Source organism: Pseudarthrobacter sp. MOO13, from assembly GCF_058267655.1.
This window is the reverse complement of sequence record NZ_CM177848.1, coordinates 3,169,252-3,195,177: the sequence shown is the minus strand read 5'-3', so window position 1 is coordinate 3,195,177 and position 25,926 is coordinate 3,169,252. Positions and strand designations below refer to the sequence as shown.

22 protein-coding genes are annotated in these 25,926 nt (G+C 66.8%); 11 read left to right on the top strand and 11 right to left on the bottom strand.

What is annotated here, in order from left to right; genetic code table 11:
* Window positions 1–63 precede the first annotated feature (63 nt).
* The 4 genes from AC4EEO_RS14575 to AC4EEO_RS14560 all read right to left on the bottom strand — a co-directional run bounded on the left by AC4EEO_RS14575 (window position 64) and on the right by AC4EEO_RS14560 (window position 3,196).
* A complete protein-coding gene (locus AC4EEO_RS14575) occupies window positions 64–843 on the bottom strand; it encodes an isocitrate lyase/PEP mutase family protein (RefSeq protein ID WP_133832481.1) in 780 nt (259 codons plus the stop codon).
* 116 nt (window positions 844–959) lie between these two features.
* A complete protein-coding gene (locus tag AC4EEO_RS14570; RefSeq protein ID WP_491329393.1) occupies window positions 960–1,355 on the bottom strand; it encodes a DUF1622 domain-containing protein in 396 nt (131 codons plus the stop codon).
* 66 nt (window positions 1,356–1,421) lie between these two features.
* On the bottom strand, window positions 1,422–2,279 hold the full coding sequence (locus AC4EEO_RS14565) for an SDR family oxidoreductase (protein WP_491339156.1): 858 nt from the start codon (window positions 2,277–2,279) through the stop codon (window positions 1,422–1,424).
* 2 nt (window positions 2,280–2,281) lie between these two features.
* Window positions 2,282–3,196, bottom strand: a complete 915-nt coding sequence (locus AC4EEO_RS14560) for an MSMEG_6728 family protein (RefSeq protein ID WP_491339155.1) — start codon at window positions 3,194–3,196, stop codon at window positions 2,282–2,284.
* A gap of 181 nt (window positions 3,197–3,377) precedes the next feature.
* Here AC4EEO_RS14560 and AC4EEO_RS14555 point away from each other — a divergent pair, with 181 nt between their 5' ends.
* On the top strand, window positions 3,378–3,965 hold the full coding sequence (locus tag AC4EEO_RS14555; protein ID WP_133832479.1) for a hypothetical protein: 588 nt from the start codon (window positions 3,378–3,380) through the stop codon (window positions 3,963–3,965).
* Between the two features lie 164 nt (window positions 3,966–4,129).
* On the opposite strand, the gene AC4EEO_RS14550 is transcribed toward AC4EEO_RS14555, so the two are convergent.
* Window positions 4,130–4,753: a LysM peptidoglycan-binding domain-containing protein gene (locus AC4EEO_RS14550; protein ID WP_018762237.1), complete on the bottom strand. Its 624-nt coding sequence runs from the start codon at window positions 4,751–4,753 to the stop codon at window positions 4,130–4,132.
* 201 nt (window positions 4,754–4,954) lie between these two features.
* A complete protein-coding gene (locus AC4EEO_RS14545; RefSeq protein WP_491339154.1) occupies window positions 4,955–7,537 on the bottom strand; it encodes an excinuclease ABC subunit UvrA in 2,583 nt (860 codons plus the stop codon).
* Window positions 7,538–7,585: 48 nt separating this feature from the next.
* Between AC4EEO_RS14545 and AC4EEO_RS14540 the strand changes: the two genes are divergently transcribed.
* From AC4EEO_RS14540 to AC4EEO_RS14530, 3 genes are all read left to right on the top strand, one after another.
* On the top strand, window positions 7,586–8,647 hold the full coding sequence (locus AC4EEO_RS14540; RefSeq protein ID WP_491339153.1) for an adenosine deaminase: 1,062 nt from the start codon (window positions 7,586–7,588) through the stop codon (window positions 8,645–8,647).
* 262 nt (window positions 8,648–8,909) lie between these two features.
* The gene (locus tag AC4EEO_RS14535) at window positions 8,910–9,842 is read left to right on the top strand and encodes a pullulanase X25 domain-containing protein (protein ID WP_285318505.1); all 933 of its coding nucleotides are present in this window, start codon (window positions 8,910–8,912) and stop codon (window positions 9,840–9,842) included.
* A gap of 95 nt (window positions 9,843–9,937) precedes the next feature.
* A complete protein-coding gene (locus tag AC4EEO_RS14530; protein WP_285318507.1) occupies window positions 9,938–10,252 on the top strand; it encodes an acylphosphatase in 315 nt (104 codons plus the stop codon).
* A 39-nt stretch (window positions 10,253–10,291) separates the two neighbouring features.
* Here the strand turns inward: AC4EEO_RS14530 and AC4EEO_RS14525 are convergent, their stop codons facing one another.
* A complete protein-coding gene (locus tag AC4EEO_RS14525) occupies window positions 10,292–13,966 on the bottom strand; it encodes a TM0106 family RecB-like putative nuclease (protein WP_491339152.1) in 3,675 nt (1,224 codons plus the stop codon).
* Window positions 13,967–14,205: 239 nt separating this feature from the next.
* Between AC4EEO_RS14525 and AC4EEO_RS14520 the strand changes: the two genes are divergently transcribed.
* Genes AC4EEO_RS14520 through eda form a run of 3 tightly spaced genes read left to right on the top strand, consistent with a single transcriptional unit; the run spans window position 14,206 to window position 15,843 of the window.
* On the top strand, window positions 14,206–14,970 hold the full coding sequence (locus AC4EEO_RS14520; RefSeq protein WP_491339151.1) for a PfkB family carbohydrate kinase: 765 nt from the start codon (window positions 14,206–14,208) through the stop codon (window positions 14,968–14,970).
* Window positions 14,940–15,224, top strand: coding sequence for a PfkB family carbohydrate kinase (locus AC4EEO_RS14515; protein WP_491339150.1), 285 nt, complete (start codon window positions 14,940–14,942; stop codon window positions 15,222–15,224). The genes AC4EEO_RS14520 and AC4EEO_RS14515 overlap by 31 nt, the downstream gene beginning before the upstream one ends.
* The gene (gene eda / locus AC4EEO_RS14510) at window positions 15,217–15,843 is read left to right on the top strand and encodes a bifunctional 4-hydroxy-2-oxoglutarate aldolase/2-dehydro-3-deoxy-phosphogluconate aldolase (protein WP_133832473.1); all 627 of its coding nucleotides are present in this window, start codon (window positions 15,217–15,219) and stop codon (window positions 15,841–15,843) included. The genes AC4EEO_RS14515 and eda overlap by 8 nt, the downstream gene beginning before the upstream one ends.
* A 25-nt stretch (window positions 15,844–15,868) precedes the next feature.
* Here eda and AC4EEO_RS14505 read toward each other — a convergent pair whose 3' ends face one another.
* Window positions 15,869–17,071, bottom strand: coding sequence for a TerC family protein (locus tag AC4EEO_RS14505; protein WP_133832472.1), 1,203 nt, complete (start codon window positions 17,069–17,071; stop codon window positions 15,869–15,871).
* A gap of 36 nt (window positions 17,072–17,107) precedes the next feature.
* Window positions 17,108–18,790 carry a RecQ family ATP-dependent DNA helicase gene (locus AC4EEO_RS14500; RefSeq protein ID WP_491339149.1) on the bottom strand — a complete coding sequence of 561 codons (1,683 nt, stop codon included), beginning with the start codon at window positions 18,788–18,790 and terminating at the stop codon, window positions 17,108–17,110.
* 170 nt (window positions 18,791–18,960) lie between these two features.
* Between AC4EEO_RS14500 and AC4EEO_RS14495 the strand changes: the two genes are divergently transcribed.
* A complete protein-coding gene (locus AC4EEO_RS14495; RefSeq protein WP_491339148.1) occupies window positions 18,961–21,288 on the top strand; it encodes an FdhF/YdeP family oxidoreductase in 2,328 nt (775 codons plus the stop codon).
* A gap of 139 nt (window positions 21,289–21,427) precedes the next feature.
* Here AC4EEO_RS14495 and AC4EEO_RS14490 read toward each other — a convergent pair whose 3' ends face one another.
* Complete coding sequence (locus tag AC4EEO_RS14490; protein ID WP_018762248.1) at window positions 21,428–21,757, bottom strand: DUF6457 domain-containing protein; 330 nt, start codon at window positions 21,755–21,757, stop codon at window positions 21,428–21,430.
* 28 nt (window positions 21,758–21,785) lie between these two features.
* Window positions 21,786–22,760, bottom strand: coding sequence for an aldo/keto reductase (locus AC4EEO_RS14485; RefSeq protein WP_491339147.1), 975 nt, complete (start codon window positions 22,758–22,760; stop codon window positions 21,786–21,788).
* A 322-nt stretch (window positions 22,761–23,082) separates the two neighbouring features.
* Here AC4EEO_RS14485 and fdhA point away from each other — a divergent pair, with 322 nt between their 5' ends.
* The 3 genes from fdhA to AC4EEO_RS14470 all read left to right on the top strand — a co-directional run bounded on the left by fdhA (window position 23,083) and on the right by AC4EEO_RS14470 (window position 25,863).
* Complete coding sequence (gene fdhA, locus AC4EEO_RS14480) at window positions 23,083–24,294, top strand: formaldehyde dehydrogenase, glutathione-independent (protein ID WP_491339146.1); 1,212 nt, start codon at window positions 23,083–23,085, stop codon at window positions 24,292–24,294.
* Between the two features lie 111 nt (window positions 24,295–24,405).
* Entirely contained in the window at window positions 24,406–24,759 is a 354-nt protein-coding gene (locus tag AC4EEO_RS14475; protein WP_018762251.1) for a GNAT family N-acetyltransferase, read from the top strand.
* 168 nt (window positions 24,760–24,927) lie between these two features.
* Complete coding sequence (locus tag AC4EEO_RS14470; protein WP_491329406.1) at window positions 24,928–25,863, top strand: serine hydrolase; 936 nt, start codon at window positions 24,928–24,930, stop codon at window positions 25,861–25,863.
* The last annotated feature ends 63 nt before the right edge of the window (window positions 25,864–25,926 follow it).

The following is a 25,926-nucleotide window of genomic DNA, read 5'->3' as shown; positions in this document are numbered from 1 at the left end:
GCCGCACTTGCACTTCCGGTCACAGTCAATCGACTCCTTCGCTGGGCACGGCCGCCGACGCTCCTAGTTCAAGGGACGCGTGTTCTCGGGAAGCTGTCCGCCGGCGAGCAACGCGGCCGCGGTGTCGGCCAGTGCGGTCAGTGCCACGCGCTGTGTCCACGGACCGTAGGAGATGCGGGCAACGCCCAGTTCCTGCAGCCGGGCCGGGGGAAGGGACCCGGGGACGTTGATGACGGAGACCTTGTTCCAGCCAATACCCTCGACCAACGCGGTGACGGTAGGCTCATCCAGCAGCCCGGGCACGAAGACTGTAGTGGCACCCACGTCCAGGAAGGCCCTGCCGCGGGCGATGGCGTCCGCCAGCACCTCGCCGGCGTCCCGGTCCTTGCCCTTGAGGAAGGCGTCGGTCCTGGCGTTAAGGACGAAATCGATCCCTTCCGTTGACGCGGCGTGCACCACTGCTGACATTTGGTTGACCGCATCCGCCAGCGGCCTCATCTGGTCCTCGATGTTTGCCCCGACGATGCCAACGCCGATGGCCTTGCGGGTGGTCTCCCCGGGGTTGCCGTAGCCGGACTCCAGATCGGCACTGACGGGAAGATGCGAGGCGGCGGCGATGCGGCCAACGGCGGCGATCATCTCGTCGACGGGAATGTTCTCGCCGTCTTCGTAGCCCAGCGAGGCCGCGATGGAGTGGCTTGCCGTGGCGAGGGCGGTGGTGCCCGGGACGTCCGTGATGACTTTGGCGGTGATGGCATCCCACACGTTGACCACTTGAAGGATCTCAGGGGCCTGATGGAGTCGGAGCAGTTCGGACGCTTTGGTGCGAAGAGTTTCAGCCATGGCTGAAGCCTAACGGACGTTGCAAGGGTAACGGCGGGGCATAGCGCAAACCTCTATTCCCAGGCGCGGATTAGCCCCTGCCAGGGATGGGCCCGACGGCGCGGTCCCAGGCGCCTTTATCCGGCAGGGGCGGAGGCTCCGGGGTGGGCTGCCGCCGGGTCCTTTTGCCAAGGCCAGCGACCCGTGATCTCAAGCTCCAGGGAAAAGCTGAGGAAGGTCCTGATCAGCACAATGACGGCCAACACCCCGACGCTTTCGAACGTCGGAGTGACCGCGACAGTGCGGATGATGTCCGCAGCGACCAGTAATTCAAGGCCCAGGAGGATCGAACGGCCCAGCGACTGGCGGTAGGAGCGGTAGAAGCTCAGTCTCTTCGCCCCGGCCGGGACCTGCCGCGGCTGGTAACCGCGGATCGCCAGCGGGAGGGACACCAACGCCCCAACCACCATGACCGCAACCCCTGCAAAATCGACCAGCTGGCCGGTGGCTTCAATGATCTGCCTGAATTCCATTCCCTGCCTTACTTAGAGCCTGGCATGTGCCGCCCGACGTGGAACCGACTGGGGCACGGGGCCGGGCTACGGATGGCGGCTGCCGTTCCCTGCGATGACGTCCCTGTACCCTTCCCGGAAGGTGGGAAACGTGAAGTTGAACCCGGTGCTTCGGAGCAAGTCGTTCCGGCAGCGCTTGTTGCCGCCGCGGGCGGGACCAGCATCGCCCGTCTGGGGTTCGGGCAGCCCGAGTTCGGACGCCAGGAAACGCAGTACGGCACCCAGATCGGCCGGTTCGTCGTCCACGCCGACGTAAACCGGAGCAGGGACATCCGCCATGGTGGCCAGGTGCACGATCGCCGCCGCGGCGTCATCCCGGTGGATCCTGTTGGTGTAGCGCACATCGTCCGGAATGACGGCGGAGCCGCTCCGCACCTGGTCGATCAGCCTGGTCCGGCCGGGTCCGTAGATGCCACCCAGCCTGAGGGCCGTGGTGGCGCTCCTGCCGGAAAGCCGGCCGTGCAGGAGCTCCTCGGCCTCAAGCAGCACCTTCCCGGAGAAACCACCCGGGTTCGGCTCCGTGGCCTCATCCACCCAGCCGCCCGCTGCGTCCCCGTAAACCGCCGTGGAAGACACAAAGAGGACGCGTTCCGGTGTCACGCCGTCCCGCTCCAGCGCATCCAGCACATGTGCCACGCCGCGTACATACGCAGCACGGTATGCCTCCTCTGAGGGGGCATCAGCCGCAACGGCGATGACGACGGCGGTGGTGTCCGCCGGGATCGGCGGCAGGTCTGCGGATCCCAAGTCTGCCGCGGCTCCCTCGATGGCTGCCGGCAGTTTTTCGGGGGACCGCCGCCACCCTATGACCCTGTGGCCAAGGGCGGCGAACCGCAGGCCCGCCTCGGTGCCCAGGTCGCCGCACCCTGCCAGCAAAACAGTCATGGCTACGGGGCCTCGACCGGAAAGAACACCCGGGGGTCCTGCAGCAGGGCGGGGTAGGCGAATGCCGAACGGTCGATGATCTCCAAAACCTCGAAAGTCCTGCCAAAGCGACCGTCATCGAGGGTGATCGGACGGCCCACTACCTGGCCGAGCGCGAACTTTGCCCCGTGTTCCAGCGGGACAGCGACGGGCGTCTTCCCTGGGAGGGTGCGGAATGCCTCCTCCTGCGCCTGCCGTTTACGGGTGGGCTTCTTCACCTGGGGCCTGGGCGGCGCCTTCTTCGGGGCGCGGGACGGACGCCGGGAACCGTCGTCAACATAGACCGGGGCGTAACCATCGTCCCCGGCTGACGCCGCTGCGGAGGCGTTCCGGTTCACCGGCGGAAGTGCCACCGTGGTGAGCGACTGCGGGTCGACGTCGTCGTGAGGGTCGCGGAGGATCCACAACAGGTCTCCGTCCGGCTCCTGCGGCAGGAACTCGTGCCGCGGCTCCGGCCAGACGTAGTCCATTGCCGGAATGGCGTCCGGGAAAATGGAGGCGTAGAACTTGGGTTCCTTGTGCACCAGCTTGGACCGGTGGCTCAGGTGGAAGTCGGGCTCCCCGAGCCACGGCGGCATGATGATCCTGGCGGCGTAGTCCGGGTGGGCTGCCTGCGGCGCGAACTCGGCGATGTTGGCCCGTGTGTTATCCGGGTGGCCCCGTTCCATCCACTCGTCTACCATCGCGAGCCCATACATGGCGAGGGCAGGAACGTGGCCCATCCACATCCGGATCGCCGGGTGGGTCTGCCAGCCGTATTCGGGGATCACCAGGGCACGGAGGGTTTGCAGCGCTTCAACCCGCTGCTTGCCCAGCCGCGCGGTGTCCAGGGCTGCGGCGCTTTGGCGGAAGTCAGGGTACGGGAGGAAAGTTTGCATCCATTCAGTCTGACGGCAGCCGGCGGAAGTGCCAATTGCTGTGCCGGCGGCCACACCCCCTGGCCGGCCCGTGGCGCGGTCTCCGCCACCAAGCTTGTCCAGATAATGGACGCATACATACGGCTCCCAGGTTAAACCACTAAGATCTCGGCAACCACCCCAGCGTTTTGGAAGCTCACTCATGACATCTACACCTGAAAAGTCCACAGCCGCCGCCCGCCCGGCGCTGCCCCGCTACGGACAGATGCTCGGCCCCGAAGCCCAGGGCATCCTGGTCCTCGACGAGTTCACCATCGATCCCGCAGCCGCCCGGAAGGACCAACACCGTTTCCGCGACGGCATGGCCGCCGTCGCCCGGACCGTCCGCCGGATAGCCGCCCTGCGCGTGGTGATCGCGCTGGTCGCCATCGGAAACCTGCCCCTGTTCCTGCTCTCGAGCGGATGGTGGATCTACGCCGTCTCGCTCACCCTCGTCGTCGCGGTACACAGCGCCGTGACACTGCTGAACCGGCACGAGCCCCGGCTCAAGCAGCGCTCCGCGCTGGAACTGCACATGCATCGCGAACGCAGCGCCAACTACCGCAAGGTTCGCGACGCCGTGAAGTACATGATCGACACCCCCAGCCGCATGAACGAGCACCTCTACCTGGAACTGCTGGCCGTCAAGCGGGTGGCATTGAACCTGGCGCACGGAACGGTAGCGCTGTTGGATACCAGCGACGAGTCCGCCTGGAAGGTGCGGATCGTCCGCGAACTGCCCGCCGCCTGACTGACCGGCGCGTCCCCGCCGCGGCAGCGGACACCGGCTTAAAAAGAACGACGCCGGCACACCCCTTGTGGGGGCGTGCCGGCGTCGTCTTTGGTCAACGGAATTTGTCTATCGCCGACCTGTCTGTGGCGCCTTGGGAGGCGGTGCGGCCAAGGCCGCTGCCGTTACGCGGGGAGCTGGATGACCTGTCCTTCGAACACCAGGTTCGGATCGGAAATGGTATCCAGGTTGGCGTCGGCAAGGTGCTGCCAGCCGCCCTGGATCCCCAGCTTCTGGGCAACGATGCTCAGGGTGTCGCCGGCCTGCAGGGTGTAGGTTTCACCGCTGAGCGGAACGGACGTTGCGTGCCGCGGTGCCTGCTGCACAGGTGCGCTCTGCACCTGCGTGGCCTGCTTGACCGGGGCGCTCTGGACGGGCGCGCTCTGCACCGGTGCACCGCCCCCGCCGCTCAGGCCGAGCTGCGACGCGCAGGAGGGCCATGCGCCCCAGCCCTGGGAAGCCTGGACCCGTTCGGCCACCGCGATCTGCTGTTCGCGGCTGGCGTCCGCCGGCGAGCCGGTGCCGCCGTAGGCAGCCCACGTGCTTGAGGTGAACTGCAAACCGCCGGAGAAGCCGTTGCCGGTGTTGGTGGACCAGTTGCCACCGCTCTCGCACTGGGCCAGCGAGTCCCAGGTGGAGGTGGGGGTTGCCGCGTTGGCGGCGGTGGCGGAGAGGGCCAGGCCTGCCGCTGAGACGGCGGCAAGGGTGATTCCACGGCGTGCGGCAGTACGGAATTTGGTGTTGTTCATGATGTGATGCTCCCGAGGGCCACCAGCGCTGGTTCCGTCCCCGGAGATCGTCGCGCTACTGCCCACCCCTGACAAATAGAGGTCAACGTCGGTGGCTGCCGCTGGGCAGTTCTGGTGGAGGCAGCACCGGGCAATCAAAAAGCCCGCCAAACGGGCATGCATTTCACGCTAAGACATAGCCTTGGCGTTATCAAATCGGGACTAAGCCGGGTGTTGGCTGGCAGTTTCCTGGCCGAGTGCGGTTGCCAGGTAGGGAGCGGTCCGGCTTTCCACGGACTGCGCGACAGCCGCAGGTGTGCCCGCGGCCATGATGCTGCCGCCTTTGTCCCCTCCGGACGGCCCAAGATCAATGACCCAGTCAGCACCGGCCACAACGGCCATATCGTGTTCAACCACCACCACGGAGTTTCCGGCGTCCACCAGGCCGTGGAGCTGTGCCATCAGCAGCTGCACGTCCGCAGGGTGCAGCCCGGTGGTGGGCTCATCGAGCAGGTAGAGGGTGTGTCCGCGCTGCGCCCGCTGCAGTTCTGTGGCGAGCTTGATCCGCTGCGCCTCGCCGCCGGAAAGCTCCGTGGCGGGCTGTCCCAGCCGCAGGTAGCCCAAGCCGACGTCGCGCAGGCTGGTAAGGCTCCTCGCCGCGGCAGGAACGTCCGCCAGGAACTCGGAGGCGGCGTCCACGGTCATGGCCAGGACCTGGGCCACGTTCTGGCCGTGATATTCCACCTCAAGGGTTTCGGGGTTGTAGCGGGACCCGCCGCACTCCGGGCATGGGCCGTAGCTGCCGGGCAGGAACAGCAGTTCCACCGCCACGAACCCCTCGCCCTGGCAGGTCTCGCAGCGTCCGCCGGCCACGTTGAAGGAGAACCGCCCGGCGCCGTAGCCGCGGGCCTTGGCTTCGTCCGTGGCGGCGAAGACTTTCCGGACCGCGTCGAAGAGTCCGGTGTAGGTGGCCAGGTTGGAACGCGGGGTCCGTCCGATCGGTTTCTGGTCAACTTTTACCAGCCGGTCGATGTGTTCCAGTCCGGACACCGGGCCGACGCTGAGCGGGGCGCTGAGCTCCCCTTCGTCCACTCCGCCGTCGGCTGCGCCCGTGGAAACGGCGCCCGGCCCGTCGGGACGCAGCCAGCCGCCTGCCACCTCGGCCAGGACCTGGCTGACAAGCGTGGATTTGCCGGACCCGGAGACGCCTGTGACAGCGGTCAGGACACCCAGGGGGAACTCAGCGTCGAGGCCTTGCAGGTTGTGGCGGCTGATGTCCCGCAGCTCCAGCCAGCCTGCCGGTTCGCGGTCACGGCCCGGGGCGTCGTCGTCTGCTTCCTGACCGGAGAGATCCGGGAACAGGTACGGCCTGGTGACCGAATCCTCCACTCCGGCCAGCCCGTCCACCGGACCGCTGTAGAGCACCTCGCCGCCGCCCTCGCCGGCGCGCGGACCCACGTCCACCAGCCAATCGGCGTGGCGGACAACGTCCATGTTGTGCTCCACCACGAACACCGAATTGCCGGAAGATTTCAGTTGCTCCAGCACCTCCAAAAGGGGCTCTGCATCGGCAGGATGGAGCCCTGCAGAGGGCTCATCGAGCACATAGACCACGCCGAACAGCCCGGAGCGCAGCTGGGTGGCGATCCGCAGCCGCTGCATCTCGCCGGGGGAGAGCGTGGGCGTGGAGCGGCCCAGGGCCAGGTAGCCCAGCCCCAGGTCCAGCAAAACGGTGACGCGCTGGAGCAGGTCGCGGGTGATGGCGACGGCCACGTCGTTGGTTTCGCCGGAAGACTGCTTCCTGGACGCCGTCCCGGCTGAGGCCAGCTCGGTGGTGGGGCGGATGATGCCCGCCAGCTCTGTCAGTGGTACCGCGTTGAGCTCGGCGATCGTCCGCCCCGCGAACGTCACTGCCAAGGCCTCAGGCCGCAGGCCGCTGCCACCGCACAGGGGGCACGGACCGGATTCCATGTATGCAAGCACGCGTTCGCGCATGGACGCGCTCTGCGAATCGGCCAGGGTGTGGAGGACGTAGCTCCTGGCGCTCCAGAACCGGCCCTTGTACGGTTTGGCCACGCGGTCGCGCTGCGGAGTGACTTCCACCACCGGCTGCTCCTCCGTAAAGAGGATCCAGTCCCGGTGCTTCTTGGGCAGCTTCCGCCAGGGAATGTCGACGTCGTAGCCCAGGTGGGTGAGGATATCCCGCAGGTTCTTTCCCTGCCAGGCGCCGGGCCACGCGGCGATGGCACCCTCGCGGATGCTCAGCGACGGGTCCGGGACCAGCGAGGCTTCGGTGACGGTGTGCGCCACACCCAGGCCGTGGCACTCCCTGCAGGCACCCGCGGCCGTATTGGGGGAGAAGGCATCCGAGTCCAGCTGTGGGCTGCCCTCCGGGTAGGTGCCGGCGCGCGAGAAGAGCATCCGCACCGAGTTGGAGAGCGTAGTGACGGTCCCCACCGTGGACCTGCTGCTGGGGACGCCGCGGCGTTGCTGGAGTGCGACGGCGGGCGGCAACCCGCTGATCAGCTCCACCTTGGGGTTGTGGCCCTGCTGGATGAGGCGGCGGGCATACGGGGCGACGGATTCGAAGTAGCGCCGCTGCGCCTCGGCGTAGATGGTGCCAAACGCCAGGGACGACTTGCCCGAGCCCGAGACGCCGGTGAACGCCACGATCGCGTCACGGGGGACATCCACGTCGACGTTCCGGAGGTTGTTCTCGCGAGCTCCCCGGACCCGGACAAACCCGTCCGCGGCGGGGCTGGGAGCCGGGTCCTGCAGGTCATCAGTGTGCTTGGCGTTCTGCATTGGTTTGACTCTAGTGGTGATTCGGCCGCCGGGCATTATCCTGTCCGGATGGAAACCTACGCCGGCGGCAGCACCATGCCCGAATCCGAAGCGGTCCCCGCGGAACCCGCGGTCCCCACCAAGCCCCTCCCGGTGGCCGAACTGCACCTGCATATCGAAGGTACGCTTCAGCCCGAGCTCATCTTTGCCCTGGCCGGGCGCAACGGCATTGTCCTGCCTTACTCCGGGTTGGAAGAACTCCGCGAAAAGTACGAGTTCACGGACCTGCAGTCATTCCTGGACCTCTACTACGCCAACATGGCCGTGCTGCGTACCGAGCAGGACTTCGCGGACATGACCCGTGCCTACCTTGAGCGGGCGGCCGCCGCCGGTGTCCGGCACGCCGAAATCATGATGGACCCCCAGGCACACCTGTCCCGCGGCGTCCCGCTGGAAGCATGCGTCAACGGCGTGGCCTCGGTCCTGGCCACGTCCCGGGAGGACTACGGCATCTCCACCATGCTCATTGCCGCTTTCCTCCGGGACCTTCCGGAAGACTCGGCGTTGGAAGTCCTGGAGCGCCTGCTGGCCATGGACGCTCCCATCGGAGCCATCGGCCTGGACTCGGCCGAGGTCGGAAACCCGCCTTCCAAGTTCGAGCGGCTTTATGCAAAGGCCCGCGCGGCCGGCCTCCGGCTGACGGCGCACGCAGGGGAGGAAGGCCCGGCGTCGTACATCATTGAGGCCCTGGACCTCCTGGGCGTGGAACGCATCGACCACGGTATCCGCTGCATGGATGACGCCGACCTGGTGGAGCGCCTGGTTGATGCCCGGGTTCCCCTCACCGTCTGCCCACTGTCCAACGTGCGGTTGAGGGCAGTGGACACGCTCGCTGACCATCCCTTGCCCGCCATGCTGGCCGCGGGCCTGAACGTCTCGGTCAATTCGGACGATCCTGCGTACTTCGGCGGTTACGTGGATGACAACTTCGCCCAACTGACCGCGGTGTTTGAGCTGTCCGACTTTGACAGGGCCCGCCTGGCGGCGAATTCCATCCACTCTTCCTTCGCCTCGGAGGAGCGGAAAGCGGAGCTGCTGGAGGAATTGAACAGCCGGGAAGCCACCGCCTGAGCACCCGCTGTGCCGCGGGCAACAGTGCGGCTCCCGGGCCGGTAAACTGGGAGCCGCAGGCGTGTCTGGGGAGTGCAAGGCAGCACCCATGTCAGCGCTTGAGGGTTATGCAGCCGGCCCTTACCCGAGACCTCCGCCTCACTTGCGGGACTATCCGCTTCATAGTCGGTCACGACACGCAGAGTTAACCAATTAAAGTCGCGCGATTTAATAGGCAGTTGGCAAGATGCCTAAGACCGATCGCTTTTATATAAGGGGAATCATGGCCAAGTCCACCGCAGAAAACACCTATCTTCGTCTCAAGACCGTCCTGGATGTCCTGACCGAAGGCGTGTGGTCCGGCGATGCACTGAATGCTGGCCAGGTCCTGGCGGAAGCAACGGCCCGCGTGCCTTTCAACGAGCACGAAGCCGAACTCCTCAGCGGCGGAATTCCCCGCGGCCACAAGACCCTCACCTCGGCGACCGCCAAACTGGTCAAGGCCGGCTGGCTGGTCAAGGGCCGTACCGGCTGGACCATCACCGAGGACGGGATGCGCGCCACGGTTGCCTTCCCTGACGCGGTTTCCTTCGCGTCAGCGCTCGACGCCGGCACGCCCGTCCCTGCCGACACGCCGGTCCCCACCGCTCCCGAAGGCTTTGTCCGCCCGGTCTCCGCAGCTGCTTCCGTCCTGGAAGTTCCCGCCAAGGATGACGCCAAAGCGGCGAAGAAGGCTCCCGCCAGGAAAGCGCCGGCCAAGAAGGCGGCCGCCGCTGTGGGCAAGGCCGCCAAGGCCATCGAAGACGCCGTGGAACCTGTGGTGAAGGCTGTCCGGAAGAAGGCGCCGGCGAAGGCCAAGGCCGAAACCGCGGTGCCCGCAACCGAACCGTTCGAGGGTCCGGATGTCGAAACCCACCCGCAGCCGGAGGCCGTGGCACTGGCCGGCGACTTCAACACCATCCTGGGCGCACCGGAGAACTGGGCGCCGCAGTACGACGAAGCGCAGATGGAGTTCGACTTCCTGGACCAGCTCTGGAAGAAGAGCGCCGAGCTTCCTGCCGGTTACTACACCTTCAAGATCGCCCTGAACCGCTCGTGGGACGAAAACTATGGTGCTTTCGGTGCGTTTGACGGCCCCAACCACGAATTGCACCACGCCGGCGGCACGGTGACCATCCGCTACAACCACGCCACCCGCGACATCACCATCAACTAGCCGGTATCTCCTCCCGGCCCTGGCAGGAAGCCGCGCCTTCAGTGCGTTAGGTGCCGCGGCCGGGAGGAAGTTGGCCGGTCCCGAGGAGGAACACCATGGGCAGGCACGCAGGGACACCGAAGGACGGTTCGGCTGGGGATGCCGTGCGGCTGGATGCCCGGGTGCTCGGCATGGTCCAAGGTGTGGGCTTCCGGTACTGGACCATGGCCAAAGCGGAGGAACTGGGATTGTCCGGTGAGGTGGCCAACCGCGACGACGGATCGGTGTCAGTCGTGGCCGAAGGACCCGAGCCCAAGGTCCGGCAGTTCCTGGAGTGGCTCAACTCCGGCAGCACCCCGGGCCGGGTGGAACGGGTGGACGGGTCAACGTCCCGGGCCGGGGGCCACTTCCGCGGTTTCCGGGCGCACTGACCGCCCCGTCCCAAGCTTGCGCCCCGGCGCCCGCCGCGACTACTCCCGCGGGCTGAGGCCGATGAAGGCGCCGAGTTCCTCCAGTGCCGCCGGTTTGTGCGGCATATAGCTGGTGAGTTCGGGGGAGCGGATGATGACGGCCCGCCACTGCCCGCGCGAGACTGCCACATTGATGCGGTTCCGGTTGAGCAGGAATTCCGCGCCGCGCGGAGCCTCCGCTACCGCCGAACACGCCATGGAGACGAACACTACCGGGGCTTCCTGGCCCTGGAACTTGTCCACCGTGCCCACCTTCACCTCCGGCAGCCCGGCTTCGGCCAACGCCCTCCGGACCAAATGCACCTGGGCGTTGTAGGCGGCCACCACCATCAGGTCCTGCTGCTCCAGCGGGCGTGACCCCGCGTCCGGGCCGGAGGTCCACTTCAGGCCGAGGTGGCGGCGCGCCTGCCGCACCACTTCCTCCGCCTCTTCCTTGGACGCTGTGGCATTGCCACTGTGGTTGACGAACACCGTCTCCACCCCGGGCGGCAGCCCATCGAGTTCGCGCTGGCCCGCGGCTGGTGCGGACTGCAGCTTGCCGTCGTAGCTGAGGTTCGAAACTGCCCTGCACAGCTCCGGGTGCATCCGCCAGGTATCGGCGAGGAAGTAGCCCAGGCTTGCGGGGAGGGTCGCATGCCCCGCGGCGAGCCAGCCCAGGGCTGATTCGTCCACAGGTTCCGGATGTGCCCCTTGGGTGACCTGGGGGAGCTGCTGCGGATCGCCCAACAAGAGGAGGCGTTTCGCCGCGCGGGAGACCGCCAGGGTGTTGGCCAGCGAGAACTGGCCGGCTTCGTCGATCACCAGCAGGTCCAGGGACCCGGCGGGGACTTCCTTGCCGGTCATGGTCCATGCGGTGCCGCCCACCAGGCAGCCGCCGGGTGCGGCCAGCATGCGTCCCACATCACGCTCATCCGTTGCCGTCCACGGGACAGAGTGGGGCGCGGCGAGCTTTTTGGCCACAAGCGAAGGGTCCACGCGGCCCGCCTCGACGGCACGGCAGAGGAGGTTTTCCACCACATTGTGCGACTGCGCAACCACCCCCACCTTCCAGCCCGCCCGCACCAGCTCGCCGATCACATGCGCGCCGATGTGGGTCTTGCCCGTTCCCGGGGGTCCTTGAACGGCCAGGTATGAGGTATCGAGGTCCCGCAGGGATGCGGCAATGGCTCCGGCGTAGTCGACGGTGCCGTCCGGTAGGTGCCGGACCCCGGCCGGGGCGCCCATGCTGCGGAACCGCGGAGGCACCTTGCGCAGGATGTCCAGGCCCGGCTGTGCGGGCAGTCCGGGCACGGTGGAGCCGACAGTCCTGGCAAGTTCCGCGATGGCGGCCTCAATGTTGTCTGTTGGGATGGGGGTGTCCTCGGTCAGCGCTATGGGAAGGTGCGGGTACGCGGCCACCCTTCCGGATTCCCGCTCCGAGATGGTGATGATGGTGTGCTCCGGGTTGTCCGGCGCCGCCGCGAGGTCGTGGATGCGGGTCTTGAAGGCATAGGCCTTGGCCTGTGGTGTTGCATTCGGGGCAGCCATGCCCTCGGGCCCGGGGGCTTCATAGAGCCGGCACCAGTTGGAATCGACCCGGAAATCTGAACCTTCCGTCATGGTGCCGCGGAGCTGCAAGACCCTGGTCCGCATCCGTTCCCGTGGTTTGGCGAGGGCCCAGTCCGAAATGACCTCCGCCGATGACACTGTGAACACGTTCCGCTGGTCCGCCCAGTTCTCCACAGGCGCTTCGACGCGGTCGAAATGCTGCCACCAAAACTGTTTCCGCTCGCGCCGGTGGTAGCCGGTGGCCGCTGCCACCATGGCGACGGCCCGCTCATCATCGGTCCAGGGCCGGTCATCGGGAAGGGCCGAGAGGTACCCGCGCAGCTGCAGTTCCTCGGGGGTTTCGTCCGGCGCGTCCGGGAGGTCGTCGGGCGGGGGATTTCCGATAGGCGTGGTGGCGGCCGGCGGCCCACCGGCCCGTGCCGGTTCCGCGGTGTTCACCGGCAGCCGGGCGGACCGGGTGTCTGGGACCGCCGTCGGGGCGATCTCCAGCAGCCAGTCCCGGAGCCGCAGGGTGGAAAGGCAGTCGTATCGGTTGTAGTCCGAAATGGACGCCAGGACGGCAACGGCTTCGTCCCGGCGGCCGGCATCACGGGCGGCACAGTAAGCGGCATATGCCACCACGGAGGCGCCGGCGTCCTTGACGTCCCCGGACCGGAGGTTGTCTCCCATGTACAGCGGTTCAAGCTTCTTGATGGAGTACGACGCCTCCGAGATCCGAAGGGAATGCCGCACCGTGGCGTACAGGTCCACCAGCAGCCCCTGCCGGAGCCAGTCATCCACCGTGTCCTCGCCCGCCTGGTGCGCAAGCGAAAGGTTCCGCAGCGCGGTCTTTTCGTACGGGGCGTAGTGGTAAACGTGCATGTCCGGGTACCGGGCGCGCCGCTTCTCCACGTAGTCCAGGAAGTCCAGGAAGGCGCGGCGCTCCCCGGAACGGGAGTGCGCCCAGAACGGGCGGAAGACGGGATCGCCTTCCGCACCAGGCACCGGGGCCTCGATGACGCCAAAGAGGTATTCAATGCCCCACGCGCCGGTGGCCGGGTCCTGCCACAGCGGATCGCCCTCGAAGTCGAAGAAGATGTCCCCGGCACTGGGGGCGGGCAGCGATCCGATGGTGTTGTCCGGAAGGACCGTGTAGGAGACCGTGTGCGGCTGGCCATCCTTGGTAAATGTCCTCGAGCCTGCGGGCTGGTCCAGGCCCAGCTGCATCCTCGCCTGGGCGCGGAGCCGGGCCACGGAGTTCCTGGCTTCGCCGGCCGGCATGGCTGCCAGTTCATCGATGCTGGTGATCTTCGCAGCATGAAGTTTCCGTCGCTGGACCACGGACATGCCCGCCACCATCAGCAGATCCCTGTGCAACTTCACCTGCTCGGCGCAGTAGTCGCAGCGCCCGCAATGCACGACGCCGGGCTGCTGCCACTGGACGGGACCATCGGCCGCCCGGTGGGTGGCTGTGAGTTGGCGGAAGCGCCGCCGTCGTTCACGGAAAACGGGCAGCAGGTCCGGCAGGGAATGGCTGCTCCGCAGCCAATCGTCGCCGACGCGGGTGCCGAGGACCAGCGTGACGGCGGGGGAGGGATCCAGCCCCATCCCGAGGAGCTGGTCGCCGTAGGCAGCCAGCTGCAGCAGGGCCCCCACCTTGGCGTGCCGGGCAAGTTTGGTGTCCCAGACCTCGTACCGGCCGGGGTTCCCGGTGCCTGCCGCCTCATTGACCAGGAAATCCGCGTAACCAAGGAACTCGCCGTCGAAGAAGGTGGCCTGGAACACGACGTCCGCCCCGGACCGCAGGGCAAGTTCGGTCTCTGCGTGTTTCGCCTGAAGCTCGCCGCGGAGGTTTTGGCCGCGGTCCAGTGAGTAGACGCCGGACCCGCGGCCCGCGTCCCATTGGCCGTACTTGGCCACCAGGCTGGCCAGCACGGTCTGTTCATGCCGGTCGCCCAGTTCGCCGGCGCGCTTCTGCATCTCATCGACCGGGAACTCTGCCTTGGGAGTACGCCCCAGCTTTTCGTCCAGGATTCGCAGCGTGCGGTACTCACACTCGGAAGCTGCCACAAGGTCGCTGGCGGAGAAGACCAGGTCCGGCGGCGCAGCGGATCCGGCATGATGACCGGCAGCGTCCAGCAGAAACACGGGGCCTCCCCAACTGTTTGCGGGCCCGGAGACGGTTTCCCTGGCCTGGAATCAAACCTAGCAAGGAGGGCCGACAAAAGGGCTGCGCGCTTTCCAGCACCTTGACAGACAGGTGCATGGACCCGGGCGCGGCCCGCCGGGCTGGGCGTAGAGTGCAACGGGGGCGCCGCCGCGCGGTTTCCCTTCGACCCCAAGAACGCGCCAGTCAACCGGCGCCTGGACGGATCGGTGTACGACTGGTGAACACTGCAGCCTTTGAATCCTTTGACGTGGTGGTGATGGGGGAGATCCTCATCGAAGTCGCCACCGACCAGCCCTTCGGCCATGGCGTACCAGCACGGCTGGGCATCTCCGGAGACGCCCTCAATGTCGCTGCAGCCGCCGCAGCAGCGGGTGCCCGCGTGGGCCTGCTGTCCGTGCTCACGGACGACGACCTGGGTCAGGCCATCGCGGCCCGGATCGCCGAGCTGGGGATCGTCACCGACCAGTTGACGTTCCGTCGCGGGCAGCAGGGCGTCTACCTGGTGCACAGCGACCCCGACGGCGAACGCGAATTCACCTACGCCCGCAGCGGCAGCGTCGGGTCCACCCTTGGGCCGGACGATGTCGACCCGGACGTCTTCGGCGCGGCCGGCGCGGTGGTGGCGGGCGGCATCACCTGCGCCATTTCGACGACGGCGCGCGCCGCCGTCGTCAAGGCCGCGTCCGCAGCCAAACGCTTTGTCTACGACCCCAACTACCGGCCCCGGCTCACCACCGCTGTGGACGCGGCGGCGGCACTGACCGAACTTGCCACACAGGCCTTCCTGGTGACGCCCTCCTTCCCGGGCGAGACGGCAGCCCTGCTGGGAGTTTCCTCGCCCGAAGCATCGGCTGCGAAGCTGCGCTCGATGGGGGCCGCCAACGTAGCTGTCACCTGCGGCGCCAAGGGCGTCCAGCTCGAATGGTCCGGCGAAACCGGCGTGCAGTCCGCGTGGGTACCGCCATTCCGGCGCCCGCGGTAGTGGACCAGACCGGCGCCGGGGACGCGTTTGTGGGCACGCTCACCGCACGCCTGGTGCTGGGCGACGACTTCCCGACGGCGGTCCGGTATGGTGCGGCGGCTTCCTCGCTGGTGGTCGGAGGCAAGGGCGGCACAGGCCTCATCCCCACGTTCGAGCAGACCTCTGCCCACGCCGCAGCCACCTTCCCTGAGGACTGCCGCACCATCGACACCAACGGGCCGGACGGCCTGGGAAATGAGATCCACCATGGCTGACGCATCAGGCGTCCTCCGCGTGTCACCTGTCATCCCGGTGGTCACCATCGACGACCCCCAGGATGCGGTGCCCCTGGCCCGTGCCCTGGTGGACGGCGGCGTGAAGATCATTGAGCTGACCCTGCGCACGGACTCCGCACTGACCTCGCTGAAGCTGATCGCCCAGGAGGTGCCGGACATCCTGGTGGGCGCTGGCACCATCCTCACGCCGGGGCAGGCGGACGCCGCAGTCCAGGCGGGGGCCACGTTCCTGGTAAGCCCGGGTGTCACCCCCGCGCTGCTCACCCACATGCTGTCCCTGGACGTCCCGGTGCTGCCCGGCGTCGCCACTGTCGGGGAGGTAATGGCCGTCCTGGAGGCCGGTTTGGATGCGATGAAGTTCTTCCCCGCCGGGCCTGCAGGCGGGCCGTCCTACCTGGCCGCCATCGGGGCGCCCATCCCGCACGTCCGGTTCTGCCCCACCGGCGGCATCAGCCCGGGCACCGCGCCGGACTACCTCAAGCTGCCCAACGTGGCCTGCGTCGGCGGCAGCTGGCTCACCCCGGCAGACGCCGTCGCGGCCAAGGACTGGGGCCGGATCACCAGCCTGGCAGGCGGCGCGGCTGCGCTGGGCCGGTAATCCGCCCCGCAGCGGCGGCCCTGGTTCAGCTTTCGGCCGCGGCCGCCCTGACCTGGGCCTTGTCGTGCTCCTCATGGGCGCTGCGCAGCAGTTCCAGGAACTCCGTTTCGTGCCGGACAAGCCGCTTGTACTTTTCCGGAAGCTTGCGGATCTGGTCTTCTTCGCGGCACATCTTGGCGAAGATCTTGTCCCGTTCCGCCATGTCGGTCTCGTAGTTGAGGTCAAGGTACTCGACGGCGTGCCGCCTGGCCCCGGAGACAGCGTTCTTGGCTTTGCCCTTGGGGCTGAAGACCGACGCCAGGATCGTCAGCAGCAGCACGCCGAGGATCACGCCCAGGGAAACCCCGGTGCTGACTTCCACCACGTTGACGTGCTCGCCGTCGTTGATGAACGGCAGGGTGTTCTCGTGCAGGGCGTGCAGGACCAGCTTCACGCCGATGAAACCGAGGATGACGGCCAGCCCGTACGAGAGGAAGATCAGCCGGTCCAACAGGCCGTCGATGAGGAAGAACAGCTGGCGCAGGCCCATCAGCGAGAACGCCGTGGCCGTGAAGACGATGAACACGTTCTGGGTCAGGCCGAAGATCGCCGGAATGGAATCCAGGGCGAACAGGATGTCCGTGCCGCCGATCGCCACCATCACCAGCAGCATGGGGGTCAGCACCCGCTTGCCGTTCTCCACGGTGAACAGCTTGTCACCGTCGTAGTGTTCGGAGGCCGGCAGGAATTTCTTGGCGAGCCGCACCACAACGCCGTCGGAGTCGTCGTCGTGGTCATCCGGTTTGAGCAGGTGGCCCGCGGTGACCAGCAGGATCAGCCCGAAAATGTAGAAGACCCAGGCGAAACTGTTGATCAGCGCGGCGCCCAGGAAGATGAACGCGGTGCGGGCGATCAGGGAGAAAATGATGCCGAACAGGAGCACCTTCTGCTGGTCCGCGCGCGGCACCTTGAAGCTGGCCATGATGATGAGGAATACGAAGAGGTTGTCAACGGACAAGGCCTTTTCCGTGACATAGCCCGCGAAGTATTCGGTGCCCATGTCCGGCCCGCCGAAGATGAGGACAGCCAGCCCGAACAGCACCGCGATGCTCACGTAGATGGCGGACCAGACGGCCGATTCCTTCAGGGACGGGGTGTGGGCCTTCCGGACATGGAAGAAGAAATCGAAGGCCAGCAGCCCTGCGATAACCACAATGGTCAGGATCCAGGCGTAGGCAGGGGTTTCCACGCGGCGGGCCTTTCGTCGGAGGTTACCCCAGCCTACCTAAGCGGGCTTCAGGAGATGGTGCTCCACGACGGCGGACCGCGACAGCGTCTTGTACCCCTCCTGTTCGAACAGCACTGTGATGACGTCCCCCTCCTGCCGCATCACCAGGCCCGGCCCCCACTCCTTGTGCACCACTGTGGACTGTGGCGGGAACGGTGCACCGGCGCTGTACGCCGGACCGCCGTCGTCGTCCGTGTCCTTGCCGGCCGGAGGCGCAGCTGCTCGGTGGACTTCCGCCGTGCACGCGTCGCAGTTTTCGCACGGTTCAGGCATGTCCTCGCCGAAGTAGCCCAGCAGGAACTGCCGCCGGCAGCCGTCCGCCTCGGCGTAGGCGCGCATCATGCCCAGCCGGGACTGGTCTACGCGTTGCCGGGCTTCGGCGAGCTCCACGGCGTCCTGCACCAGCGCTGCCGGTTTGGCCTTGGAGGTCAGGCGGACTCCCCGTTTCCCGCTGCTTGCGGCACCGATCTCTTCCAGCAGGTTGACCAGCGCCGTGATGCGACGGGCCGGGAGGCCCGTCAGTTCCGCCAGGGATGACTTCGGCGCGGGAGCCTTGGCGGCTTTGAGGACCTTCAGGACCGCCAGCAGCGAACCGGGATTGGGCGAGCGGCTGCTGAAGAATTTGCGCAGCCCCAGGTCTTCCGATCGGTAATGCAGCACGGCGGCGGCGGAGTTTCCGTCGCGGCCGGCGCGGCCTATCTCCTGGTAGTAGGCGTCGAGTGATTCCGGAATGTCGGCATGGACCACGAAGCGGACATTCGGCGTGTCGATGCCCATGCCAAAGGCAGTCGTGGCCACCACCACATCCAATTGGTCATGCAGGAACAGCTCGTGGATGTGTTCCCGGTCCGCGGCGCGCCGGCCGGCGTGGTAAGCCTCGGCGCGCAGCCCCTTTGCCGCCAGCCGCGCCGCGTACTCTTCGGTGTCTTTCCGGGTGGCGGCGTACAGGAGGCCCTTTCCCGTCCGGGCCAGGTCCGCCACCTGCCCCATCACCGCCTTGCGTTTGTCCTTGTCCTTGTGGTGCCGGACCACAGCCAGGCTGATATTGGGCCGGTCGAAGCCGTGGACCAGGACCAGCGGGTCCTTCATGGCCAGCCGCTCCACGATCTCATCGCGCACCGGCGGGGAAGCCGTGGCGGTCAGCGCGGCCACGGGCGGGTTGCCCAGTTGCTCCCGGACCGTGCCCAGGCCCAGGTAGTCCGGGCGGAAGTCATGGCCCCAGGAGGAGACGCAGTGGGCCTCGTCCACCACGAACAGGGACACATCCAAAGCCTTGAGCCGGTCCACCGTTGACGGCCGCGCCAGCTGCTCCGGGGCCAGGAACACGAACACGGCCCTGCCGTCCGCAACCGACTGCCAGGCGGCGTGGACGTCGGCGTCGCTGTGTGCGGAATTGATGGCGACGGCGGCATCCGGCCCCAGATCCGCAACCAGCGATTCACGCTGGTCCTCCTGCAAGGCGATCAGCGGCGAAACCACGACGGCGGGACGCCCGGTGAGGTTGTGAAGGTGCAGGGCTGCGACCTGGTAGATGGCGGACTTTCCGTACCCCGTGGGCATGACGGCCAGGACGTCGCGGCCCCCGGTGAGGGCGGCCATGCCGGCCAGTTGGCCTTCCCGAAGGTTGTCCAGGGAGAAGGACGAGGCCGCAAGGGCGCGAAGGGCAGGTTCGTCGGACATGAAAAAAGGGCTCCGCACGGAAGGAAACAATGGCCGCCTGCTTCAGCCGTGGGAACCAGCCTACGCCAGGGCCCTGGTGCTTGACTTCACGGGAATGCTCAACAACTGTGGAGTGACATATCCGCCAATCCAGCCGGTCCTTCCGGGAGCCGGCGAACAAGGAGCATGTTGTGGCGCGCGAGAACCCGAAGGTCGAAGAACCGGAAGAGTCCGATCTCGAGGTGACCGGCCACCCCAAGACCTGGGCCGCGGGAGTTCCGGGCGTCTACCACTCGATGCAGCCGGCGGTCCAGCACATGGGTGTGGAACGGTCGCGGAAAACCCTGTTGGCCCTCAACCAGAAGGACGGCTTCGACTGCATGAGCTGCGCGTGGCCTGATCCCGGCCACCGCAAGACGTTCGAGTTCTGCGAAAACGGTGCCAAAGCCGTCACTTGGGAGGCGACCCCGGTGGTGGTCGGCAGCGAATTCTGGGCAGAGCATCCGGTCAGCGAACTGCGGAAGCGGTCCGAATACTGGTTGGGCATGCAGGGCCGGCTCACCGAGCCCGTCTACAAGGCTGCGGGGGAGGACCACTACCGCCCGGTGACGTGGGAGCGCGCCTTCCAGATCCTGGCTGACAAGCTCAAGTCCCTCCCGGACCCCAACCAGGCCACGTTCTACACCAGCGGCCGCACCTCGAACGAAGCAGCCTTCCTGTACCAGCTGTTCATCCGCGCCTACGGCACCAACAACCTCCCCGACTGCTCCAACATGTGCCACGAATCCTCGGGGTGGGGCATGGGGCAGACCATTGGCGTGGGCAAGGCCACCGTGTCCTACGATGACTTCGGCAAGGCGGATTTGATCATCGTCATGGGCCAGAACCCGGGCACCAACCACCCGCGGATGCTGACGGCGTTGGAAGAAGCCAAGGAAGCCGGCGGCCATATCGTCGCTGTCAACCCGCTGCCCGAGGCTGGACTTCTGCGCTACAAAAACCCGCAGAAGGTCAAGGGCATCATCGGCCACGGCACCCAAATCGCCGACCAGTTCCTGCAGGTGCGCATCGGCGGTGACATGGCGCTGCTCCAGGCGGTGTCCAAGCGCGTGCTCGACGCCGAGGCCGCCAACCCCGGTAAAGTCCTGGACCACGCATTCCTTGCCGAACACTGCGACGGTCTCGAGGAACTGCGGGCGCACCTGGCCCACCTGGACGAAGCCGCGGTGCTGGAAGCCACCGGCCTGCGGTCTGAGGAAATCGACGAACTGGCGGCCCGCTACCTGGCGGCGGACAAGGTGATCATCACCTGGGCCATGGGCATTACCCAGCAGAAAAAGGGCGTTGCCACCATCAAGGAGATCATCAACCTGCTCCTGCTGCGCGGCAACATCGGCAAGCCCGGTGCCGGCGCCTCGCCCATCCGCGGCCACAGCAACGTCCAGGGCGACCGGACCATGGGAATCTGGGAACAGATGCCGCCGGCCTTCCTGGACGCCCTTGGCCGGGAGTTCCAGTTTGAGCCGCCGCGCGACCACGGCCTGGACGCGGTCCAGACCGTCCGTGGAATGCGCGACGGCGGCGTCAAGGTCTTCGTAGGGCTTGGCGGCAACTTCGTGGGCGCCATTTCAGACACCGAGGCCGCCGAAGCGGCCATGGAGAACACTGAACTTTCCGTCCAAATCTCCACCAAGCTCAACCACTCCCACGCCGTGACCGGGGCCGAAGCCCTGATCCTGCCCACCCTGGGCCGGACCGAGATCGACCGGCAGGACTCCGGCCCACAATTCGTCTCGGTGGAGGACACTGTCTGCGCCGTCCATGCCAGCCATGGCGTCGTGGAGCCGGTGGCCCCCGGGCTGCTCTCCGAAGTTGCCATCGTGTGCCGGCTTGCCGCCGCCACGGTGGGGGACCGGACGTCCGCGGACTGGGCCGGGTTCGAAAAGAACTACGACCTCATCCGGGACCACATCGCCCGCGTGGTGGTTGGCTGTGAGGACTACAACACCAAAGTCAGGCAAAAGGGCGGGTTCGTGCTGCCCAACGGTCCGCGGGATTCCCGTACCTTCAACACCCCAACCGGGAAGGCCATGCTTACCGTCAACGAACTCGAACACGTTGACCGGCCGGCCGGAACCCTCATCCTGCAGACCATGCGCTCGCACGACCAGTTCAACACCACCATCTACGGCAACAACGACCGCTACCGGGGCATCAAGAAAGGCCGCGAGGTAGTGTTCGTCAACCCCGTGGACCTTGCCGAACTGGGCCTCGCCGACGGGCAACACGTGGACATCCACGGCGTCTACAAGGACAACGTGGCACGGGTCCTGCGCAACTACCGGGTGGTGTCCTACCCGTCTGCCAAGGGCTGCGCCGCAGCGTATTACCCCGAGGCCAACGTTCTGGTCCCGTTGGAGAGCGTCGCGGAGGGGAGCCAGACCCCGGCGTCCAAAGCCGTCATCGTCCGCCTTGAGCCTGTGAAAGTCCTTGAAGAGGAGCCCGCCGCCGCAGGCTGACAGGTTGTGGGCCTGTCGAAACCCAGCTGACCGTGCCCCGGCGGCACGCGAACGAGCGACTCCCCGCCGTTTGGACTTTTCCCTGCGTCACGCGAAGGGGACGTGTCCACATGGCGGGGAGTCTGCGGGCCGTTGCCGGCTACTGTCCCGTGTCCGCCCAGCCGCGGCCGGCGGGCCCGCCGTGCGCGCCGTCGTCGACCAGGCCCAGGGCGACCCGGGCCGCCTTGGCCACGGCAGCCGACGCCGCCTCACGGCTCCCGGCGCTGCCCGTCCCCGCGTCCAGCGCCGCTGCGTACCCCACCAGGAACGTGGTGATGGGCGCGGCCGCATGGATCACGTTGTCGGCGGATTTGCGGGCGAGGTCCAGCAACAGCTCCTGGTCCACGTCGAGGTCCAGGATCTGCAGTGCCTGCGCCAGCCGGTGGGTCCACTGGTCCAGCACCTGGGCTTCGTCGTCGTTGACTGTCATGGTTTCTCCTTTGCTGACACCGGATGTCTCAGGTGTCGATAGTGGACATGTTCGGGTAGCGGGCGCCCGCTGTCGACCCTGCGGGGGCCAATTCGTCCAGCAGCCGCAGCTCATCGGCGCTGAGCTCCACTTCCACCGCGCCCAGGTTCTCGCGCAGCCGCTCGCGCTTCTTGGTGCCTGGGATCGGGACAATATGTTCACCCTGTGCCAGCAGCCAGGCGAGTGCCAGCTGGCCGGGAGTGCACTGCTTGTGGTCGGCCAGTTCCTTCACCCGGTCCACGAGCTCAAGGTTCCGGGTGAAGTTCTCGCCCTGGAACCGTGGCGAATGCCGGCGGAAGTCGTCGTCGGCGAAGTCGTCCACGCTGCGGATCTGACCCGTCAGGAACCCGCGGCCCAGCGGACTGTACGGCACGAACCCGATTCCCAGCTCGTCGAGCACGGGAAACACCTTGGTTTCCGGCTCCCGCTCCCACAGCGAATATTCGGTCTGCAGCGCCGTGATCGGGTGCACCGCGTGCGCCCGGCGGATGGTGTCCGCCGACGCCTCGGACAAACCGAGGTGCCGGACCTTTCCGGCCTGGACCAGTTCCGCCATGGCGCCCACCGTGTCCTCGATAGGAACCGTCTTGTCCACCCTGTGCTGGTAGTAGAGGTCGATGTGGTCCACGCCCAGCCGCCGGAGGCTGGCGTCGCAGGCCGACTTGACGTACTCGGGGCGGCCGTTGATGCCCACCCAGGAACCATCCTCGCGGCGTTCGTTGCCGAACTTGGTGGCGAGCACCACGTCATCGCGCCGGCCCGCTATTGCGCGGCCCACCAACTGTTCGTTGGTGAAGGGCCCGTACATGTCCGCCGTGTCCAGCAGCGACCCGCCGGCGTCCAGGAACTCGTGGATCGTGGCAATCGATTCCTGCTCGTCGCCGTCGCCGTAGAACTCGCTCATGCCCATGCAGCCAAGGCCCAGGGCGGAAACAGTCAATTGTCCAATAGTGCGTGTTTTCATGCCGTTCTCCTCAACGGTAGAACTTGCCTTAGGGGCAGCCGGCCCGCCTGTTTGCGCGGAAGCCGGTGGGTGCCGCGTACGCCACTATAGGCGCTTCCCCTTGGGGACGCGTCGATAGACAGTTGCCCCGGCAAACAGGGGGCACCTACCCCTAGACCGCTCCCGGGGGCCTGCCTAGACTGGGCGGACCCCACGCCGGGAACCTGCCCCTGATATTCATCAGGAATCGCCAGTGGAGCAGGGCGGGTCCCATGTCCGGGGTTTTTCAACCTACCCAGATCACTGCCGTCCCACCGGACGGACCTGACTACAGGAGCGATAGATGACAGGGAACAAAGCCATTGCCTACAAGGAAGCCGGCAAGGTCGAAGTAATTGATATTGACTACCCTACGTTCGAACTCAAGGACGGGCCGGGGGTCAACCCCGCCAACGTGGGGCGCCCCGTCCACCACGGGGTCATCCTCAAGACAGTCGCCACCAATATTTGTGGTTCGGACCAGCACATGGTCCGCGGCCGCACCACGGCTCCGCCGAACCTGGTCCTGGGCCACGAGATTACCGGCGAAGTGGTGGAGGTAGGCCGCGACGTCGAATTCATCAAGGTGGGCGATCTCTGCTCGGTGCCGTTCAACATCGCCTGCGGCCGCTGCCGGAACTGCAAGGAGCGCAAGACCGGCATCTGCCTGAACGTGAACCCGGACCGTCCCGGCAGCGCCTACGGTTACGTGGACATGGGCGGCTGGGTAGGGGGCCAGGCGAACTACGTGCTGGTGCCGTACGCCGACTGGAACCTGTTGAAGTTCCCGGACAAGGACAAGGCCATGGAGAAGATCCTGGACCTGGCCATGCTTTCGGATATCTTCCCCACCGGGTTCCACGGCGCGGTCACGGCGGGGGTGGGTGTTGGATCCACGGTGTATGTTGCGGGTGCCGGCCCGGTGGGCCTCGCAGCCGCCACCAGCGCGCACCTGCTGGGTGCCGCCGTCGTCATTGTGGGCGATATGAACGAGGGCAGGCTGTCCCAGGCGCGCAGCTTCGGTTGCGAGACGGTGGACCTGTCCAAGGGTGATCCGAAGGACCAGATCGAGCAGATCCTCGGCATCCCCGAGGTGGACTGCGGTGTGGACGCCGTCGGCTTCGAGGCGAAGGGGCACGGCCACGACGCCAAGGAGGCACCGGCGACGGTCCTGAACTCCCTGATGGAGCTCACGGCGGCCGGCGGGGCCCTTGGCATCCCCGGCCTGTACGTCACCGGCGACCCGGGCGGCATCGACGAGGCCGCCAAGAAGGGTGCCTTGTCGCTGAGCCTGGGCACCGGCTGGGCCAAATCCTTGAGCTTCACCACGGGCCAGTGCCCGGTCATGAAGTACAACCGGCAGTTGATGATGGCCATCCTGAACGACCGGGTGCACATTGCCAAGAACGTCAACGCCAAGGCGATTCCGTTGGAAGACGCGCCCAAGGGCTATGCCGAGTTCGACGCCGGCGCGGCCACCAAGTACGTCCTGAATCCGAACGGCTACCTCAGCTGAGCCGTGGGCGGACGGTGATGCCACGAGGGACTCCTCTCAGGCGGAAATAAGTGCTGCCCGGGCCGGGTTAGGCTTTGCACGGGCAGCACGACCGCAACGAAGGAGTTTCCCTTGAGTGATATCACCGTCCGCCACAACGCCGAGCGCAGCCGTTTCGAGATCCTCGACCGCGGGAACGTGATCGGCAAGGCCGCCTACCAGGATTACGACGGCGGCGCGTCACCACAGCGGATTTTCTACCACACGGTGATCAACGAGGAATACGGCGGGCAGGGCCTGGCCGGGAAGCTCGCCGCGGCTGCCTTGGACGCGACGGTGGAGGCCGGGACGGGCATTGTCCCGGTCTGCCCGTTCATCAAGAAGTTCGTGGCCAAGCACCCGGAGTACTCGGACAGTGTGGTGGCCGTGGCTCCGGCGCACCTGGAATTCCTCGAAACCGCCCTTTCGGCCAGGGCCCGGGCGTAGCCCCGGGCGCCGCAAACGTTGATTGTGGGCCGGCCGGGCGGTCCGGTGGAACACACCGCAAGTCTTCAGGAAGCTCCCAAACTCCGGTGATTTAATCGCATCTGTCAGCGCGGCTCAACGCCGCGCTGACGTTGTTTGTCATTGCCGAGGCGGGACAGGAGCCCTTGTATGTCCGAGCACCCCCAGGTGCCCACACCAGGCCGCGCCGCTCCGCCGCCACCGCCCGCCCAGCCGGCCCCCGGGAGGGGCCGGGGCATCCGTACGCTGGTCATCCTGGCCCTTGCCGTCATACTGGTCATCGCGGGAACCATCGCCCTTGCCGTAGCCCGGTCCGAGCCGCCGACCGGTTCCGTGGCCCCCACCCAGCCTGTGGCGGCGCCGGCACCCGTTGCGGCAGCCCCGGAGTCCCTGCAGGACAGCGTGGACACCATCCTCAGCGAGGCGGACCAGTACCGGATCGGGCTGGCGCTCGCGGACGTGTCCGGCGGCGCGGAACGCACGTTCGGCGATGCGGACGCCTTCACCGCGGCCAGCACGGCGAAGATCCTGACAGCTGCTGCCTACTATCACTTGGTGGAAAAGGGGGAGGCGGCCCTGGATGAGCCCATGGGCGACTACGACGCCGCTTTCCAGCTCAAAGCCATGGTCAACGACAGCAACAACGACTCCTGGCAGCTGCTGATGGACGCCGTCGGGTACCCCCAGTTGATTGCCTACGCGGCCTCCATCGGTGTTACCTACGACCCCGAAAAGAACCTGTTGACCGCGGCGGACATGGCCCTGATCCTGAAAAAGCTGTACGCGGGGGAGCTGCTCAACGCCGACAACACCGCCCAACTGCTCAGCTACATGCAGGACACAAACAACGAAGACCTCATTCCCGCCGGCTCCAGGGCAGGCATCGACGTCCACCACAAATACGGTGAGCTCTCCGGCGAACTGCATGACGCCGCACTGCTGAGCTACCGCGGCTCGACCTTCGCCCTGGTGATCTACACGGAAAACCGGGACGGCGTGGCCGATGACGGGCAGGCCGAGGTGATCCGGGACCTGACCCGGGCCGTTGAGGATGCATTGTTCCCGGTTGGGGTGGCGGGCAGGTAGCCAACGCCACGCCCGCGCCGTGGTCCGCCGACTCGCCCTCAGTGAGCGCTTTGGGCCAGACTG